6 protein-coding genes are annotated in these 17,791 nt (G+C 69.3%); all 6 read left to right on the top strand.

What is annotated here, in order from left to right:
- Nucleotides 1-15 precede the first annotated feature (15 nt).
- The 6 genes from IE122_RS15915 to IE122_RS15890 are packed head-to-tail and all read left to right on the top strand — an operon-like array spanning nt 16 to nt 17,667.
- Entirely contained in the window at nt 16-1,854 is a 1,839-nt protein-coding gene (locus IE122_RS15915; protein WP_229814274.1) for a ShlB/FhaC/HecB family hemolysin secretion/activation protein, read from the top strand.
- The gene (locus IE122_RS15910) at nt 1,851-8,348 is read left to right on the top strand and encodes a hypothetical protein (protein WP_189622243.1); all 6,498 of its coding nucleotides are present in this window, start codon (nt 1,851-1,853) and stop codon (nt 8,346-8,348) included. Before IE122_RS15915 ends, IE122_RS15910 begins: the two co-directional genes overlap by 4 nt.
- The gene (locus IE122_RS15905; protein ID WP_373299147.1) at nt 8,345-9,715 is read left to right on the top strand and encodes a multiheme c-type cytochrome; all 1,371 of its coding nucleotides are present in this window, start codon (nt 8,345-8,347) and stop codon (nt 9,713-9,715) included. The genes IE122_RS15910 and IE122_RS15905 overlap by 4 nt, the downstream gene beginning before the upstream one ends.
- Entirely contained in the window at nt 9,715-11,697 is a 1,983-nt protein-coding gene (locus IE122_RS15900) for a heme-binding protein (protein ID WP_189622241.1), read from the top strand. Before IE122_RS15905 ends, IE122_RS15900 begins: the two co-directional genes overlap by 1 nt.
- A gap of 4 nt (nt 11,698-11,701) precedes the next feature.
- Entirely contained in the window at nt 11,702-13,558 is a 1,857-nt protein-coding gene (locus IE122_RS15895) for a hypothetical protein (RefSeq protein ID WP_189622240.1), read from the top strand.
- Nucleotides 13,558-17,667 carry an LVIVD repeat-containing protein gene (locus tag IE122_RS15890; RefSeq protein WP_189622239.1) on the top strand — a complete coding sequence of 1,370 codons (4,110 nt, stop codon included), beginning with the start codon at nt 13,558-13,560 and terminating at the stop codon, nt 17,665-17,667. The genes IE122_RS15895 and IE122_RS15890 overlap by 1 nt, the downstream gene beginning before the upstream one ends.
- The last annotated feature ends 124 nt before the right edge of the window (nt 17,668-17,791 follow it).

The raw sequence follows: 17,791 nt of genomic DNA, 5'->3' as shown, positions 1-17,791 counted from the left end.
AAAGGGGGAAGTTCGATGAGTGCCACACCAAGCGCAATGACCGGCCGGACAGGGGCACCGGTCCTGCGCGGGCTTTGGACGAAGGCCGCGACCGTCCTGCTGCTGGGCGGGTGCGCCGCATCGGCGACGCTCATCGGCGCGACCCCGGCGCTGGCGCAGACCGCTCCCGCACCGCTGCCGCAAACGCGCGAGGAACTGGACCAGAGCCGCCTTGCCGCCCCGGCCCCGTCGCGCGCGGCACGCGTGCGTATCGAGGGCAATTTCGATCGCGGCCCCTGCCCGCTGGCCGACCCCGCCTTTGCCCAGACCCGCGTGACGTTCGCGCAAGTGGAATTCGCCGGGCCGGCGGGGCTCGACCTGTCGTTCCTGGCCGATACCTGGCGGGACAAGGCCGGACAGGACCTGCCGGTGGCGGCGCTGTGCGAGGTGCGCGACCGCGCGGCGACGGCGCTGAACGCCGCCGGCTATCTGGCCGCCGTCCAGATCCCGCCGCAGCGGATCGAAAAGAACGGCACCGTGCGGATCGACGTGATGATCGCCAAGCTGGTCGAAGTGCAGGTGCGCGGCGACGCCGGCCCGGCCGAACGGACGATCGCCGATCATCTGGCGCGGCTGACCGGCCAGCCGTTCTTCAACACCCGCGTGGCGGAACGCCAGTTGCTGCTGCTGGGCGACATGCCCGGCACCCAAGTGCGCCTGACGCTCAAGCCGGTGGCCGGGCGGCCCGGCGAAGTGGTGGGCGACCTGCTGGTGGAACGCCAGCCGATCGAACTGGCGGCGGGCATCCAGAACCTCGCCTCGAAAGCCACCGGCCGCGAGGGGGCATTCGTCCAGCTTGCCCTCAACGAAATGACGGGTCTGGCCGACCGGACCACGATCAGCGGCTATTCCACGCTCGATTTCAACGAGCAGTGGGTGCTGCAGGCAGCGCACGAGATGGGCTTGGGCGGCAGCGGCCTGCGGATCGGTGCCAGCGTGCTGTGGGGCAAGAGCGACCCGGCCGGGGCGGGTCCGTTCCACACCGAGACGCTGGCCGGCGACCTGCACCTGTCCTATCCGCTGGTGCGCCGCCGGGCGCTGAGCGCGGCGGCGCAGATCGGGCTGGAACTGGTCGATCAGGACGTAGACTTCGGCAACCTTGCCCTTTCGCGCGACAAGCTGCGGGTGCTTTATGCCCGGCTGTCGGTCGATACGGTGGACGCGGGCAGCCTGACCGGACGCGGCGGCTATTCTCTGGCCGAGCCGCGCTGGCGGCTGGGCGGGCTGGTGGAACTGCGCAAGGGACTTTCAGCGCTGGGGGCGAGCGATGATTGCTCCCCGATCACCGATTGCACCGCGCCGCACGTACCGATCAGCGACCTCGCCGCCGATCCCGCCGCCTTCGTGGTGCGCGCGCAGGCCAATGCCGAGTACCGGCCGACGCCGGGCATCACCCTCGCCGCCGCGCCGCGCATCCAGTATGCGACCGATGCGCTGCTGTCCTACGAAGGCTTCAGCGTGGGCAACTACACGGTCGGGCGCGGTTACGATCCGGGTGCGCTGCTGGGCGACAGCGGCGTCGGCTCCTCTTTCGAGGTGCGGGTGGGCAAGCTTTCGCAAGGCGGGCAGACGTTCCAGTTCCAGCCTTTCGCCTTCTTCGATGCCGCCTGGGTGTGGAACCGCGACGACGGCAGCGGTGGTCCGCAGAGCCTGTTCAGCGCCGGCGGCGGCCTGCGCGCGCGCTGGGAGGATCGCATCGACGCCAGCCTGATGCTGGCCGCCCCGCTCAAGCGCGCGCCGCTGCAACCCGAGCGCGGCGATTTGCGCATCCTGTTCACTGTAAAGGCGCGGCTGCTGCCGTGGGACCCGTCATGACCCAGATCGTTCTTCCCTCCGCCCGCCGCCTTACCCGGTCCGGGCTGACCGGAGCCAGCCTGGCCGCGCTCACGCTGGCGCTGAGCCTTGCCGCGCCCGCGCGGGCGCAGTCGTTCCAGGGCACCGGCACCGTCAGTTCGGGCAGCGCCAGCATCGTCAACGGGGCGGGGACGACCGATGTGTTCGTCAACAGCTCCGAAGCGATTATCGACTGGGCGGTGGCCGGATCGGGCAGCAACGTGGTGTTCCAGACCGCCGGGACCACCGCCACGTTCCAGACCGGCGTCTCGGCCCCGATCTCGAACTATACCGTGCTGAACCGGATCACCCCGACCAATGCTGCCGGGACCGCGATCAACGCCTCGGTGGAGTTCGACGGCACGGTCAATTCCACGCTGTTCGGGGCCACTGGCGGCAACGTCTGGTTCTATTCGCCCAACGGCATCATCGTCGGCGCGACCGGCAGCTTCAATGTCGGCGGGCTGGTGCTGACGACCAACCCGATCGACACCACCGGTGGCCTCTATGGCCCCGCCGGCCAGATCCGCTTTGCCGGCCCGCTGGGGAACCTGGCTCCGGTCACCGTCAACGGCTCGATCACCGCGCTGGCCAATCCGCAGGCGCAGACCCCGGCCTATGTCGCGCTGGTCGCCCCGCGCGTCACGCAGGCGGGCACCGTCAGCGCCGAAGGGCCGGTGGCCTATGTCGCCGCCGAAGTGGTCGACATCACCATGAACGCCGGGCTGTTCGACATCGCCGTGACCGCCGGGACGAACGATTCGCACGGCGTGACCCACACCGGATCGACCACCGGCCCCGCCCCGCTGGCAGCGGGCGAGCAGCGCGTCATCTCCATGGTGGCGGTGCCCAAGAACGACGGGTTGACGATGCTGCTGGGCGGCACCGTCGGCTATGCCTCGACCGCCAGCAACGACGGCACCGCCGTCATCCTCGCCGCCGGACACGGGCTCGGCTACGACGGAGCCAGCGATCCGTTCACCAACCCCGCCGGCATCTCGATCGGCGATGTCGATTTCACTTCGGCGTTGTCTGCACGGGCGACGGGCACCATCACCGTCGCGCCGACCGACCTCACCCTGTTCGAATGGTTCGCCTCGCTCGACGCGATCCAGAGCGTCGCGCTCGACATGACATCAGGCGGGACGATCCAGGCGCTGGCCACCGATGGCGTTCCGGCCGACATCGGATTCCCGCCCGCCGGCACCCGCTACGCGCTCGACGTTCACGCCGGATATGCCGATGTCGGCGGCGCGATCACCGCCTCCATCGACAATGGCGGCACTTTCGACTCCGCCGGCATCGTGCGGATGGATGTTTCCGGCAACGCCAACACCGGCATAGCCAGTTCACCCAACGGAACCGGCGGTTCGATCACCGTCAACGTGCCCAACGGCACCTTCACCGCCTTCCAGCTAGATGCCTTCGCCAGCGGGTTTGGGGCGACTGACGGGTTCGTCGGCGGCAACGGCACCGGCGGCACGATCGACATGACGGTCGGCGGCGCGGTGACGGTCGGCGCGCTCAACGTCGTCGCCGAAGGCATCGGCGGCGACATCCCCGGCGGCGGCAGCAGCGGCGGGACCGGAGGCGACGGAACCGGGGGCGGCATCACCCTGGCCGCGAACGGCGGCGCGCTCCTCACCAACTCCATCAGCGTCATCGCCAACGGCTCGGCCGGCGGCGGGGATGATCTGGGCGGCACCGGACGCGGGGGCACGATTTCGGCGACGGCCAGCGGCGGCGGCACGATCGGCGCGGACACGGCCTCGTTCCTGAACCTCGATCTCAACGCCAACGGAGCGGGGGGCGGCAGCCTTGCCCAGGCGGGCGACGGCATTGGCGGCGCGGTGAGCCTGACCGCCAATAACGGGACGCTCGATTTCGATAACGTCAGCCTGACGGCGGTGGGCTTCGGCGCAAGCTCTTCCGCTGGCCAGGCGGGCAGCGGCTTCGGCGGTTCGGCCGTCGTCAACATCACCGGCACCGACCAGAGCTGGTCGTTCCTGTCGGTCAACGCCAACAGTCTGGCCGGGAGCGGCACCGATGTCGGCGCGACCGGCGGCAGCGCGACGGGTGACGCGATAGCTGGCGCGCAGCTCAACGTCGATGGCGCCGCCCTGACGGTGAACCTTGGTGCCAATGTCACCGCTGACGCGATCGGCACGTTCGGCTTTGCCGGTGCCGGCACCGCGACCGCCGGGTCCGCCGCGGTAAGCGTCCGCAATGGCGGCTCGATCAGCGCCGCCGGCGCGCTCGTCGTTTCCGCCAGCGCCGATTTCCAGATCGACGCGCTCTCTTCCGACCCGGAGTTCACGCCGGACATGAACGGCGGCACCGCGACCCTTACCCTCGACAACGGCGGGATAAGCGTGCCCAACCTCGCCGTGCTAGCCTATGCCAACGCGATCGGCGGCATTTCCGGCGCGGGCAAGGCGACCGGCGGCACGGCCAGCGTCAGGGTGCTCAACAACGGTGGCCTGCTGGTCGATCCGACCCTGGCCTTTAGCCCGAGCGGCTTCGAGGCGCTGCTGATCGACGCGCGCGGCACCGGCGGGATCAGCACTTTCATCGACGGGCAGTTCCGCACCGTGACCGACGGCTTCGCCAATGGCGCACAGGGCGGCATAGCCCTGCTCCAGATAGACAGCGGCAACGTCACCGTCCTCGGCGTTCCCGCCACCATCAGCGCCACCGGCACCGGCGGCCCGGGCGCGCTGGCTGCGGGCAGCGGGACCACCGCAGGCGACGGCACCGGCGGTTCGGCATCGCTGGTGATGAACGGCGGCACTTTCACCGCAACCGGCGGCCTGGGCATCCTTGCCACCGGAACCGGCGGTGGCGGCAAGGGCGGCGTGGTGGCGGGCAATGGCACCGGAGGCACCGCCGTGTTCAGCCAGGCCGGCGGTAGCGCGACGCTTTCCAACCTGCCCTTCGTGATCGATGCCGGCGGTTTCAGCGCCGCGATCGATCCGGCGGAACTGGCAACCAGCGGCAATGCCAACGGCGGCAGCGCCAGCCTGCTGGCGAGCGGCGGCACCCTGTTCATCGACACCCCGCTTACCCTCTCGGCGCAAGGCGTCGCGGGCAACAGCACGCTGGGCATCGGCGGCGACGGCACTGGCGGCACGGTCCTGTTCGACGTTTCGGGCAACGCCCTGGTCGTCCCGACCGTGGGTGCGCTCACGCTTCAAGCCGACGGCAGCGGCGGCGATGCCATCGGCGCGACCGGGTTCGGCGGGCGCGGCACCGGCGGCTCGGCCACCTTGCGCACGCGCGGCAACGGCAGCCTGAGCGGCGGCGCGGTTGCCATCAGTGCCAACGGCCAGGGTGGCGACAACACGGCAGCCACCGCATCGGGTGGCCAAGGCGTGGGCGGCGTTACGGCGCTTGTGGCACCGGGCGGCCAGTTGTTCCTCAGCGGCAATGTGACGCTGGACGCCAGCGGCATAGCCGGCGCAACGCCGGGGGTCCTGCCGCTTGCCACCGCCGGGTTCATCGAACTGGGCAGCGAGAATTCCGTCAGCGGCGGCGCGCTGACCGTCCTCGGCACGCTGACCGGGACCGCCCGGGGCGATGTCGCGCGGGCGGACGGCCAGGGCCTGCGGGTGCGCGGCGCGGTCGCTGCGGTCAGCGCCGACGGGAATGTTACGCTGGACGTGACCGGGCAGGCCGATCTGGCGCTGGCCGGCAACAGCACGTTCGGCAGCAACAACGGCAACCTCACGATAACCTCGCGCCGGGCCGGGATCACCGCCACCGGCGATCTGGGCAGCGGCGGCGATACCGTGCTGGCCGGCAATACCACCGTTTCCGTCGGCAGGCTGCTGGCGGGCGGCGGTGCCCAGCTTGCATCGACGACCGGCGATGTCCGGGCGAGCGGGCTCGTCTCCACGACCGGCGATACCTCGGTAGTAGCCGGCGGCGCGGTTGCCCTAGCACAAGTCACGGCCGGCGGCAGGCTGGACGTGACCGCCCAGACCGGCGGCGTTACCGCCACCGGCGCGCTGGGGGGGCAGACGGCGACGGTCATCACCAGCGCGCAGGACGTGCTGCTGACCGGGGCGACCTCGGCCAATGCGCTGACGATCACCTCCAGCGCGGGCAGCATCCGCGCCACCGGCGGGCTGGGAACCGGCAACGGCGGCGCGCTGGCGCTGACCGCCCAGCAGGACATCGCCCTGACCACCGCCACCTCCGATGCCGCGCTGAACCTGACCACCACGGCGGGCACGATCACCGCCACCGGCCAGCTCAACAGCCGGACCAACCTGACGATCAACGGCGGCAACGGCGTGACCCTGGCCGGGGCGCAAGCGGGCGGCGTGCTCGCGATCGACGGCGGCACCGGCGGCATCACGGCCGGCGGGACCTTGCGCAGCGGGGCGTTCCAGGGCGGCAACGGCATGACCCTGACCGGGCAGCAGGCGATCACGCTGACCTCAGCGGTGTCTGACGGGGCGCTCGGCATCACTTCGACCGGCGGCGGCGTGTCGGTTTCGGGCGGTCTCACCGCGATCCAGACCATCGACGTGACGGGTTTCGGGGCGATCAGCCTGAACAGCGCCGGGGCGCTGACCGGGCTGACGATCACATCGCAGACCGGGGCGCTGACCGCCGGCACCCTGACCAGCGGCGGCGGCAACGTCGCGATCACCGCGCCGCTGGGCATCGATGTGACCACGCTATCGTCGAGCGGGACCACCGGCCTTATCGCCAGTGGCGGGCCGATCCGGATCGACGATCTGCAATCGACCGGGCTCATCACCGTCAGCGGCCAGTCGGTCTCGCTGACCTCGACCGGGCCGCTGGCCTTCGCCGATGCCGATGCCACCGGAGGCGACCTGTCGATCGACAGCGGCGGCAACCTGGTGCTGGCCACCGCCGATGCGACCGGGGCGGTGACGCTGGTCAGCCGCACTGGCTCGCTGGCGGCTTCAGGCGCGATCAACGGCAGTGCGGTGTCCGCCACCGCGCAGGACGCGCTGACGACCGGGGCGGTCACCGCCGCCACCACGGTTGACCTGACATCGCAGAACGCCGCCGTCACCTCCGGAGGGGCAATCGCGGCGGACACCATCCGCCTCACCGCCGGCACCGATCTGACCACGAACGGGCCGCTCAACGGCATCAGCCTGATCGCCCTGAATGCCGGGAACTCGATCGTCACGAATGCGGCGATCGACCCGGCGGTGCTGACGATGACGGCGGGCAACGCCATCACCACGAACGCCACGGCACAGGGCGGCAGCATCACCCTCGTCGCCGGGGGTGATATCGCGATCAACGCCGATCTTGTCGCCACCGGGGCGCTCGACCTGACCGCGGGCGGCACGTTCCGGCTCGGTGCCCTGGCATCGGGGGCGCAGATCAGCGCGGCGTCGGGCGATATCGCCATCACCACGGGCGCGGCGCTGGGCGTGCGCGGGACCACCGCCAGCGTAGCGCTGGCCAACATGGGCGGCGATGCGATCATCGGCGGAGCCCCGGCGGCGGGGGTCTACAACCTCGACAGCGCCGAACTGGGCCGGGTGTTCGCGGACCAGCGGATCGGCTTTGCGGTGCCGATCGTCAGCCCCGGCGTTCCGGGAACCGTGACGGTGGACAGCCTGGCCATGACGTATGGCGGCAGCGGGCAGCTTGGCAGCGGGGGCACCTTCGCCGTGACCACGCCCGGTCTGGTCCGCGTGACGGGCGCGGTTACCGCCGCGACCAGCGGGGCGAGCGATACCCTGGCGATTACCGCCAACCGGGTGGACCTGATCGCCGGGACCGGCTCCATCACCATGGCCGACGGCACCGGCGCGCGCGGCGGCACGCTCGACATCGCGGCCGACCGGCTGGTGGTGGCGACCGCCAACACCGTGAGCCAGCTTGACGCGGCAGCCGATACGGCGGCGATCAACACCCTGCTCGATGCGCCCGCCGGCACCCCCGGCGATACCGCGATCGACGTGGGCAACCTGACGGTTGCGGTGGGCGACGGGATCTATATCCAGAACCTGGGCACGTCGTCCGCCTTTGCCGACCGGCGCGGCTTTTCCGCCGATTCGGTGGCCATCACCACCGGCGGCCCCGCCACCCGGATCGTCATCAACGGGCAGACCTTCGACGCGGCAGGCGCCGCGGTGACGGGTCTCGACACGGTGCCGACGATCACGATCAACGGCGTGGCGGCAGCGGCGGGCGGGCAGTTCGACCGCCTGTCCACCATCAACGGCTGCATCATCGGCCAGAGCTGCCGCGCGATCGTGGTGCCGCCGCCGGGCAAGCCCGACCTGACCGGCCCGCTCGACCCCGGCGGGCTGCCCCAGCCCTTCATCACATCCAACGTCGTGTTCGATATAGAGCCGATCGGCCAGGACCTGCAGTTGCCGCTTGTGGACGAACCGGTGACCAGCGTAGGGAACGAGGATCTCTGGGAAGAGACATGTCCGAAGGGGCGGACAGGATGCGAGGGGGAACGCGCCCGGTGAGGCAACCGCAGGGGGGCAGGTTCGGACAATTCGGCATCGCGCTGCGGCACGCCGTGCTGACGGCGCTGCTGGCTGTGGCCTTGCCGCATGCGGTCGCCGCCGGGACGTATCAGGGCGTGGCAAGCTGCGCCGGATCGACCTGCCACGGCCGGGGCGAAGGCGATGGCAGGGTGGTGCGCCAGGACGAACTGCGCATCTGGCAGGACCCGTCCAGCGCAAGCGGGGCGCACAGCCGCGCCGCCGCTGTCCTGTCCACCGCGCGCGGGGCGCGGATCGCCGCCGCGCTGGGGCTGGGGCCGGCATCGGCTGCTCCGGCCTGCCTGAGCTGCCATTCCACCAATGCGCCGGGCGATGCGCGCGGCGGACGGTTCCTCGCCGCCGACGGAGTCGGGTGCGAAAGCTGCCACGGTGCCGCATCGGGCTGGATTTCCAGCCACTATGCCATGCCTGCCAGCCACGCCGCCAATGTGGCGGCCGGGATGATCCCGCTCGACCGGCCGCAAGTGCGCGCGCGGGTCTGCCTTGATTGCCACTTCGGTTCGGACAAGCCCGGCCAGTTCGTCAGCCACGCGATGATGGCCGCCGGGCATCCGCGCGTCTCGTTCGAGCTTGACCTGTTCTCCGCGATGCAGGGGCATTACGATCTCGATGCCGACTATGCCCGTCGCAAGGGGCGGCTGGACAGCGTGCAACTTTGGGCGGTGGGCCAGGCCGAAGCGGTGCGCCGGGCAACCACGCTGTTCGCGCAGCCGGGGCTGGCGAGCGAAGGGCTGTTTCCGCAGTTCTATTTCTTCGACTGCCATTCCTGCCACCGTGCGATCACCGACGATCCGGCCCGCCGCCGGACCTTCGAAGTCAATCCGGGCCGCCCGATCCCGTTCGGCAACCCGCCTTTCAACGACGAGAACATAATCATGCTTTCGGCCGTGGCCGCGATCCTGGCCCCGGCGCAGGCGGCGCGGTTCGATGGGGCCGCGCGCGCCTTTCATGCCGGGATGGCGAAAGGCCGGCCGCAGGCACAGGCGGGCGCACAGGCACTGGCGAGCGCCGCCGGAGCGCTGTCGGACAGCCTTGCCGCGCGCAGCTATGGACCGGACACCGCCTTTCAGGTGATCGCGGCGATATCAGGCAAGGCGATCGCCCCGCGCTTTACCGATTATGCCGGGTCGGCGCAGGCGGTGATGGCGGTGGACACGTTGCTGAACGCGCTGGTCCGCGAAGGGCGCGTCACGCTGGGCGCGGCCGCCGGTATCCGGGCGCAGATCAACAAGGCCTACGATGCCGTCTCCGCGCCGGAGCGCTACGATCCCGATGCCTTCCGCGCCGCGCTGGGCCGGGCGTCCGCCGCGGTAGGAGCGCTGCGCTGATGAAGCAGTTCCTGCGCCAGACGGTAGCCGCACTGGCAATCCTTTCGCTCGTCGCATGCGGCGGCGGGGGCGGCGGCTCGGGTTCGGGCGGCGGTGGCGGGACGCCCACCCCCTCCCCCACGCCGACCCCCACGCCCACCCCGCTGGACGATTATTCCGCGCCCGCGCAGATCGCGCTGACCGGCGATCAGGTGGGCAAGATCGTGGCGCAGGCCGCCGCGCAGGCCAGGCAATCCGGCCACCCGGCAGTGATCGCGGTGGTCGATCGCGTCGGCAACGTGCTGGCGGTGTTCCGCATGACCGGCGCGCCGGCCGGGGCGAAGATTCCCGACGCGCCTGATGGCAACAACATCGATATCCAGGGGCTGACCGTCCCGGCCGAAGCGGCCGCCATCGCCAAGGCGGTGACCGGGGCCTACCTTTCCAGCGGCGGCAACGCCTTTTCCAGCCGCACTGCCAGCATGATCGTCCAGCAGCACTTCCCGCCCGCGCCGAGCACGGCGGGGCTGGAAAGCGGGCCGCTGTTCGGGGTTCAGTTCAGCCAGTTGCCCTGTTCGGACTTTTCGCAGCGCTTCCAGGCGGGCGGCGCGGGCGCGCTGATCGGGCCCAAGCGTTCGCCGCTGGGCCTCGCCGCCGATCCGGGCGGATTCCCGCTCTATATCGGCGGCGTCCTGGTGGGCGGCATCGGCGTGCTGTCCGACGGCGATTACGGCTTCGACCCCAACGTGCTGGACACCGATACCGACCACGATGAGCGTATCGCGCTGGCCGGTACTGTCGGCTTCGAGGCACCGGCGGCGATCCGGGCAGACCGCATCTATGTCGACGGCACGCAGTTGCGCTATACCGACAGCCTCTATTCCAGCCTGTTCGATGTGACCGGGGCGACCTGGGCCCAGACCGCGCCGGCGCTGGGCGCGCTGGTGGCGGTGCGCGGCTATTTCGAGACCGCCGCCTTGCGCGCCGGGACCGCCTATGGCGCGGAAGCGTCGGGCGTGCGCGCGGCCAAGGCATCGGAATTCGCGGATCGCGACGCTTTCGTCTTCACGGACGGCAGCGGTGCCAATCGCTATCCACTGCGCGCCGGCACCGATGCTGCCGACGTGGCGCAGCCGCTGACGCAGGCCGAAGCCACCGCGCTGCTGGAAGAAGCCTTCGCGGTGATGACCCGCGCCCGCGCGCAGATCCGCCAGCCGCTCGACAGCCGGGCGCAAGTGACGATATCGCTGGTCGATACGCGCGGCGCGGTGCTGGGCATGGTCCGTTCGCCCGATGCGCCGGTGTTCGGGGCCGACGTTTCGCTGCAAAAGGCGCGCACCGCCGCCTTCTTCTCGGGCAGCCACGCCGCCGCCGATCTCACCGCCGATCCCAGCGCCGATGTGCAGGGCTTCGTCGCCAAGGTCCGCGCGTTCCTGGGCGATCCCACGGCGCTGACCGGGACGTTCGCCTTTGCCGACCGGTCGGGCGGCAATCTTTCGCGGCCCTATTTCCCGGACGGGCAGGTGGGCAATCCACCCGGCCCGCTATCGCGCCCGATCGCGCAGTGGAACCCGTTCACCACCGGGCTGCAATCGGCGCTGGTGCTGACCAATCTGGGCCAGCATCTGCAATATGTGACCGGGGCCAGCGCCACTGATACGCCGCAGCGCTGCACCCTGCTGCCTGACGCCGCGCCATCGCAGAACCGGTTGCAGAACGGCACCCAGATCTTCCCCGGATCGGTCCCGGTCTATCGCGGCAACGTGCTGGTGGGCGGCATCGGCGTTTCGGGCGACGGGATCGATCAGGACGACATGATCTCGTTCCTAGGTACCAACAATGCCGGTGTGCGCGTCGGCTCGATCGGCAACGCACCGGCGGCGATCCGGGCGGACCGGATCGTCGTCACCGTCGGCGGGGCATCGGTCCGGCTGCGCTATGTCGGTTGCCCGTTCGCGCCGTTCCTCGACAGCAGCCAGCAGAACGTCTGCCAGGGACTGTGAAGCGATGGCGCTGACCGCCCTTCTCCTGCCACTGGCGATGGCGCAGGTCGCCGCCGACACGGCCCCGCCACCGGAGCCCGACCCCGCGCCGCCGGTGCTGGCATCGCCCGGCGCGCCCGACAGCCCCGAGGACGTCGATAGGGGGATGATCGACGGCCGCCGCCGCCCCGGCACCACCGCGCCGCTGCCGGACAAGGTGACGCAGGACAACCCCGGCGCAGTGCGCGCACCGCCGCCCGAGGCCTTCCCGACCGACCAGATCCCGGTGCCCGACCGCTGGCGGCTGATCGAGAGCCTGGGCGTGGTCAAGGAACGCTGGCAGGACCCCTATCACCAGAACACCCTGAAGGGCGACCGGGCGATCGATCGGGCCAAGGTACCGTGGCTGCCGATCCGCGAGGACGACTGGTTCTTTTCGCTCAGCGCGGTTTCCGACACGGTGCTGGAACCGCGCACCTTCCCGATCCCGGTCGGCGTGCAGACGACCGAACGGCCCGGCAGCCTTGACGTGTTCGGCAAGGACGCGAGCTTCGTGTTCTCGCAGACGTTCCTGCTCGGGCTGGGGCTGACCAAGGGCAACACCGCGTTCAAGCCGCCGCATATCGAATACCGCGTGGCGCTGGCGTTCAACTACAACTACGTCAACGTGCCCGAACGCCGCGTGCTGCATGTCGAGCCCAGCAAGCCGTCGCACCGCGCGGACCATTTCGTGGGGGTGCAGGAAGCCTTCATCGACTATCACCTGCGCAACGTCTCGGATCGCTATGATTTCGATTCCGTGCGCGTCGGCGTTCAGCCGTTCCAGGCCGATTTCCGGGGCTTCCTGTTCAACGACCAGCAACTGGGCATCCGCTTTTTCGGGAACCGCGACGACAACCGGGTGCAGTACAATCTCGCGGCGTTCTGGCGGCTGGAGAAGGATACCAATTCCGGCCTCAATTCGGTGGTGCAGAGCCCGCGCGACGACCTGCTGTTCATTGCCAACATCTACCGCCAGGATTTCCTGATCCCCAGCCTGACCAGCCAGATCACCATTGCCTACAACCGCAACCGCGAAGGCAACGATATCGAGATCGACAAGAACGGCTTTCCGGTGCGCCCCGCGCTGCTGGGCACGCTGCGCGGGCGCGATTATGATGTGGTCTATCTGGGCTACAACGCCGATGGGCACATCGGCAGGCTGAACCTGACCGCGTCGGCCTATGCCGCGCTGGGGCAGGATCGCAATTCGTTCTTCACCGACCGCCGGGCCGATATTCGCGCCTTCTTCGGCGCGGCGGAACTGAGCTACGATCATGACTGGATGCGGTTCCGGCTGTCCGGCCTGTACGCCAGCGGCGATAGCGATCCGTATGACGACAAGGAAACCGGGTTCGATGCGGTGTTCGAAAACCCGGTCTTCGCCGGGGCCGACACCAGCTACTGGATCCGCCAGAGCATCCCGTTCGCGGGCGGCGGGCGGGTGATCGGCATCAGCGGGCGCAACGGCGTGCTCAATGCGCTGCGATCGTCGAAGGAACAGGGGCAGTCCAACTTCAACAACCCCGGCACGATGCTGGCGGGCGCGGGGGCGGACTTCGACCTGACCCCGCAATTGCGGATATCGGCCAACGCCAATCACCTGTGGTTCGAGAACACGACGACGCTGCAGACGCTGCGCAATGAAGGATCGATCCCCCGGAACATCGGCTGGGACCTTTCGAGTGCCGCCATCTGGCGGCCGAATGCCAACCAGAACATCGTCCTGCGCCTGTCGGGTGCGGCGCTGTTGCCGGGGGCGGGGTTTCGCGACCTGTTCGACAATGCCGGCGGCCACAAGCGCTATTACTCGGTGCTGGCCAACGTGATCCTGAGCTATTGATGCGGGCCCGGCTCGCCCCGCCGCCCTCGTGGCCCGCACGCATCGCCCTGATCGTGGCGCTGCTGTGCGCGCTCATCGCCCCGGCAACCCGGCTGTTCGCCAGCGAGGAAGAGAAGCCGGTCGCCCGCGACTATGCGCTGGTCCGCGCCGCCGCCGCCCCGGCGCGCCAGACCCCGGCCGATGTGGCCGGCAAGTCATCCGGGTGCCTTTCCTGCCATACCGACAGCGACGCGCCTTCCATGCACGCGACACCGGCCGTGCAACTGGGCTGCACCGATTGCCATGGCGGCAATGCCCGCGTGACCGGCCGCCCCGAACTCGGCTTCGACCACCCCGAATACCGCGCCGCGCGCGACAAGGCGCATGTGCTGCCGCGCTATCCGCATGGCTGGCACTGGCCGTCCGCCGCCAATCCCGAACGCAGCTACACCCTGCTCAACAAGGAAGCGCCGGAATACATCCGCTTCGTCAATCCCGGCGACTATCGCGTGGCGCGCGAAAGCTGCGGGGCCTGCCACATGCCGGTGATCGAGGCGGCCGAACGATCGCTGATGGCCAGCGGGGCGATGCTGTGGGGCGGCGCGGGCTACAACAACGGTATCGTGCCGTATAAGAACTACATCTTCGGCGAAGCCTATACCAAAGACGGGCGGCCTGCGAAGATCGTCACCCCCGGCACCCCGCCCGGCACGCTGACGCCCGCCCAAGCGGCGCGCGGGGCGCTGGCGGCGCTTTATCCGCTGCCGCGCTGGAACGTGATCCCCCCGGCCGACGTGTTTCGCGTGTTCGAGCGCGGCGGGCGGACCAACGGGTCCGGCTTCGCCGAGGTGGGCCTGCCCAACGCCACCGGCTCGATCCAGCGGCTGGAAGAACCCGGCCGGCCGGACCTCAAGCAGAGCAATCGCGGGCCGGGCACGGGCCTGCGCGTGGCCATCCCGGTGCTCAACATCCACAAGACCCGGCTCAACGATCCCTATACCTGGTTCATGGGCACGAACGACCAGCCGGGCGACTATCGCTCGTCAGGGTGCACCGCATGCCATGTGGTCTATGCCAATGACCGCGAGCCGCGCCATTCGCTGATCTATGCGCCGCTGGGCCGCGACGGGCAGAGCATCACCCGCGACCCCGCCATCGCCGCGCTGACGCAAAAGGGCGCGCACGGCGGGCTGAAGGACGGCCACGACGACGGCCACGGGGACAAAGAGGACGCGCGAGAGAAGGGTCACCCGCTCCAGCACGTGTTCACCCGGGCCATCCCCACCGCGCAGTGCATGAACTGCCACATGCACCAGCCCAACATCTTCCTGAATTCCTATCTCGGCTACACCATGTGGGATTACGAGTCCGATGCCCCCAGCATGTGGCCGGAGAAGCAGGAATATCCCACCGCCGCGCAAGTCCGCGCGATCAACGAGCGCAACCCGGAAGGCGCAGCGGCGCGCGGCAACTGGGGCGATCTGGATTTCCTGCGTAACGTCTATGACCTGAACGCCACCCTGAAGGACACCCAGTTTGCCGACTATCACGGCCACGGCTGGAACTTTCGCGGCATCTTCAAGCGCGACCGCGCCGGCAACCTGCTCGATGCCGGGGGCAACATGGCGACCTGGGGCACCGACAAGGCGCATATCGTCGCGCCCAACGATCCGGAGAAGTGGCGCAAAAAGGGCGAGGCCAAGTTCGTCCAGCCCGGCGTGAACCCCGGCAAGTCCGTCCACATGATGGATATCCATGCCGAAAAGGGCATGCAGTGCGCCGATTGCCACTTCGCGCAGGACAGCCACGGCAACGGCCTGATCTATGGCGAAGTGGCCAATGCGGTGGAGATCGGCTGCAAGGATTGCCACGGCACCGCCGATGCCTGGCCGTCCCTGCTGACCTCCGGCCCGGCCGCGCCGCCCAAGGGCAACGACCTGTCGCTGCTGCGCAACCCGGACGGCCAGCGCCGCTTCGAATGGCGCACGGATGAGGCGGGTCGCAGACATCTGCTGCAGCGCTCGATCGTCGATCCGCGTCTGTCGTGGGACGTGCGGCTGGTGCGCAACAGCGTCGACCCCGGATCGCCCGAATTCAACGAAAAGGCTGCCCGCGCCAAGCTGATGAGCATTTCCGGCGCGGACGACGGTTCGTTCGGCTTCGGCCCCGGCGTGCCGATGGCCGACCGGGCGCACAAGGACGGCGAGATCGCCTGTTTCACCTGCCACCTTTCGTGGACCACCAGTTGCGGCGGCTGCCACTTGCCGATCGAAGCCAACTGGAAGAGCTCGACCCACCATTACGAGGGCGAGGAAACGCGCAACTTCGCGACATACAACCCCCAGGTCGCGCGCGACGAGATGTTCCAGCTTGGCAAGCACATGACCACCAAGGGGGCGGAAGTCGCGCCGATCCGCTCGACTTCGGCGCTGGTGCTGTCATCCACCAACGCCAACCGCGAGCGGATCTATATCCAGCAGCCGCCGATCGCCGCATCGGGCTTTTCCAGCCAGGCATTCGCCCCGCACTTCCCGCACACCGTGCGCACCACCGAAACCAAGACCTGCACCGATTGCCATTTGTCCGACCAGGACGACAACAACGCCATCCTGGCGCAGACGCTGCTGCTGGGCACCAACTTCGTCAACTTCATGGGGCTGAACGCCTGGGTCGGGTTCGACAGCGGCTTCGAGGCGGTGCGGGTGACCGAGTGGGACGAACCGCAGGCGGTGATCGGCTCCTACCTCCAGCGCTATGCCTATCCCGATTACTACAAGCTCCACGTCGAACAGAACGGCCGCGAGCTGAAGAACTGGACGCGCGGGCAGACGCTGGACAAGAAACTTTCGGGCGAGACCCGCCCGCTCGAACAGTTCCGCAACGTGGTGCAAGGAACCGGCGATGCCGTCGGCTGCCTGCAACTGCGCGGGGAATACCTGTTCGCGGCGCAGGGCAAGGGCGGATTCGAGGTCTACGATGTCGCCTCGGTCGCCAACAAGGGTGTGTCGGACGCGATCGTGTCTGCACCATTCTCTCCGCTGGGCCACAGCACGCGGGTGCCGTCAAAGAACGCCACCTGCATGGCGCTGCCCACCGGCCAGCCGATCGCGCCATCGCGCAACCGGGCGATGGCGGAAACGCCGATGAAGGATGGCTCGGGAAACCTGCTGAACAAGGCGGACGGTACCCCGTTCAGCTTGCGCGACGCCAACCAGGAACAGGCGTTCCGGCCGATCTATTCCTACGCAGTCGTCACTGACAGCGAGGAAGGGCTGATCCTCGTCAACGTCGATACGCTGGCCGATGGCGAATTCCGCAACAACAAGCTCACCCGCGCCGTAACCTGGAACCCGGACCACGTGCTTGACGGCGCGCGGCATGTAACGCTGGCGGGCGATGTGGCGTACATCACGGCCAGGGCCGGACTTGTCGTGGTGGACCTTGCCGATCCGCTGCATCCCCGCCTTGCCGCCGTGCGCCCGCTGATCGATGCCCGGGCCAGCGCGGTGCAGTTCCGCTACCTGTGGGTCAGCGATGCACAAGGGATCAAGCTGTTCGACGTGACCAGCCTGCGCGATCCCGTTGCGGTGCCGTCAGGCACGGTGCCGCTGGCCGATGCCCGGCGCATCTATGTGGCCCGCACCTATGCCTATGTCGCGGGCGGGGCCGAGGGACTGGTGATCGTGGACATGACCCGCCCCCCTGCCCCGGCGATCTATCGCAAGGAAACCTTCGGTGGCCGGATGAACGACGTGCAGGACGTGGTGGTCGCCAGCACCAACGCCTCGCTGTTCGCCTACGTCGCGGACGGGCGCAACGGGCTCAAGGTGCTGCAACTGACATCACCGGCCAGCCAGCCCAACTTCTACGGCTTTTCGCCCGCGCCCGTGCCCGAACTGATCGCTTGGGCCAGGACCCCCGCCCCCGCCCGCGCGCTGTCCAAGGGGCTCGACCGCGATCGCGCGGTGGACGAGACCGGCGGCCAGATCGCCGTCTTCGGCCGCCTCGGCTCGCGCCCGTTCACCCGCGCCGAGATGGAAAAGCTGTTCCTCAACCGCCGTGGCGTGCCGTTCAAGGTGACGGACGAGGTGGACATGCGCAAATGGGTGCCGCTGCACCGGATGGATTGAGGACGGGCGGGCCGGTGCTGGCGCGGCTCGACAACGCTCGACGCGAACGGCAGGGGGGGGCGGGCTGGCAAAGGCCCACATCCCGTTCGTATCGAGCGTAGTCGAGATACGCTGGCGCTGCGTT

This window comes from Novosphingobium colocasiae (assembly GCF_014652555.1).
GTDB lineage: Bacteria > Pseudomonadota > Alphaproteobacteria > Sphingomonadales > Sphingomonadaceae > Novosphingobium > Novosphingobium colocasiae.
The sequence above is the reverse complement of the archived record's forward strand: the minus strand, read 5'-3'. Positions and strand labels throughout refer to the sequence as shown.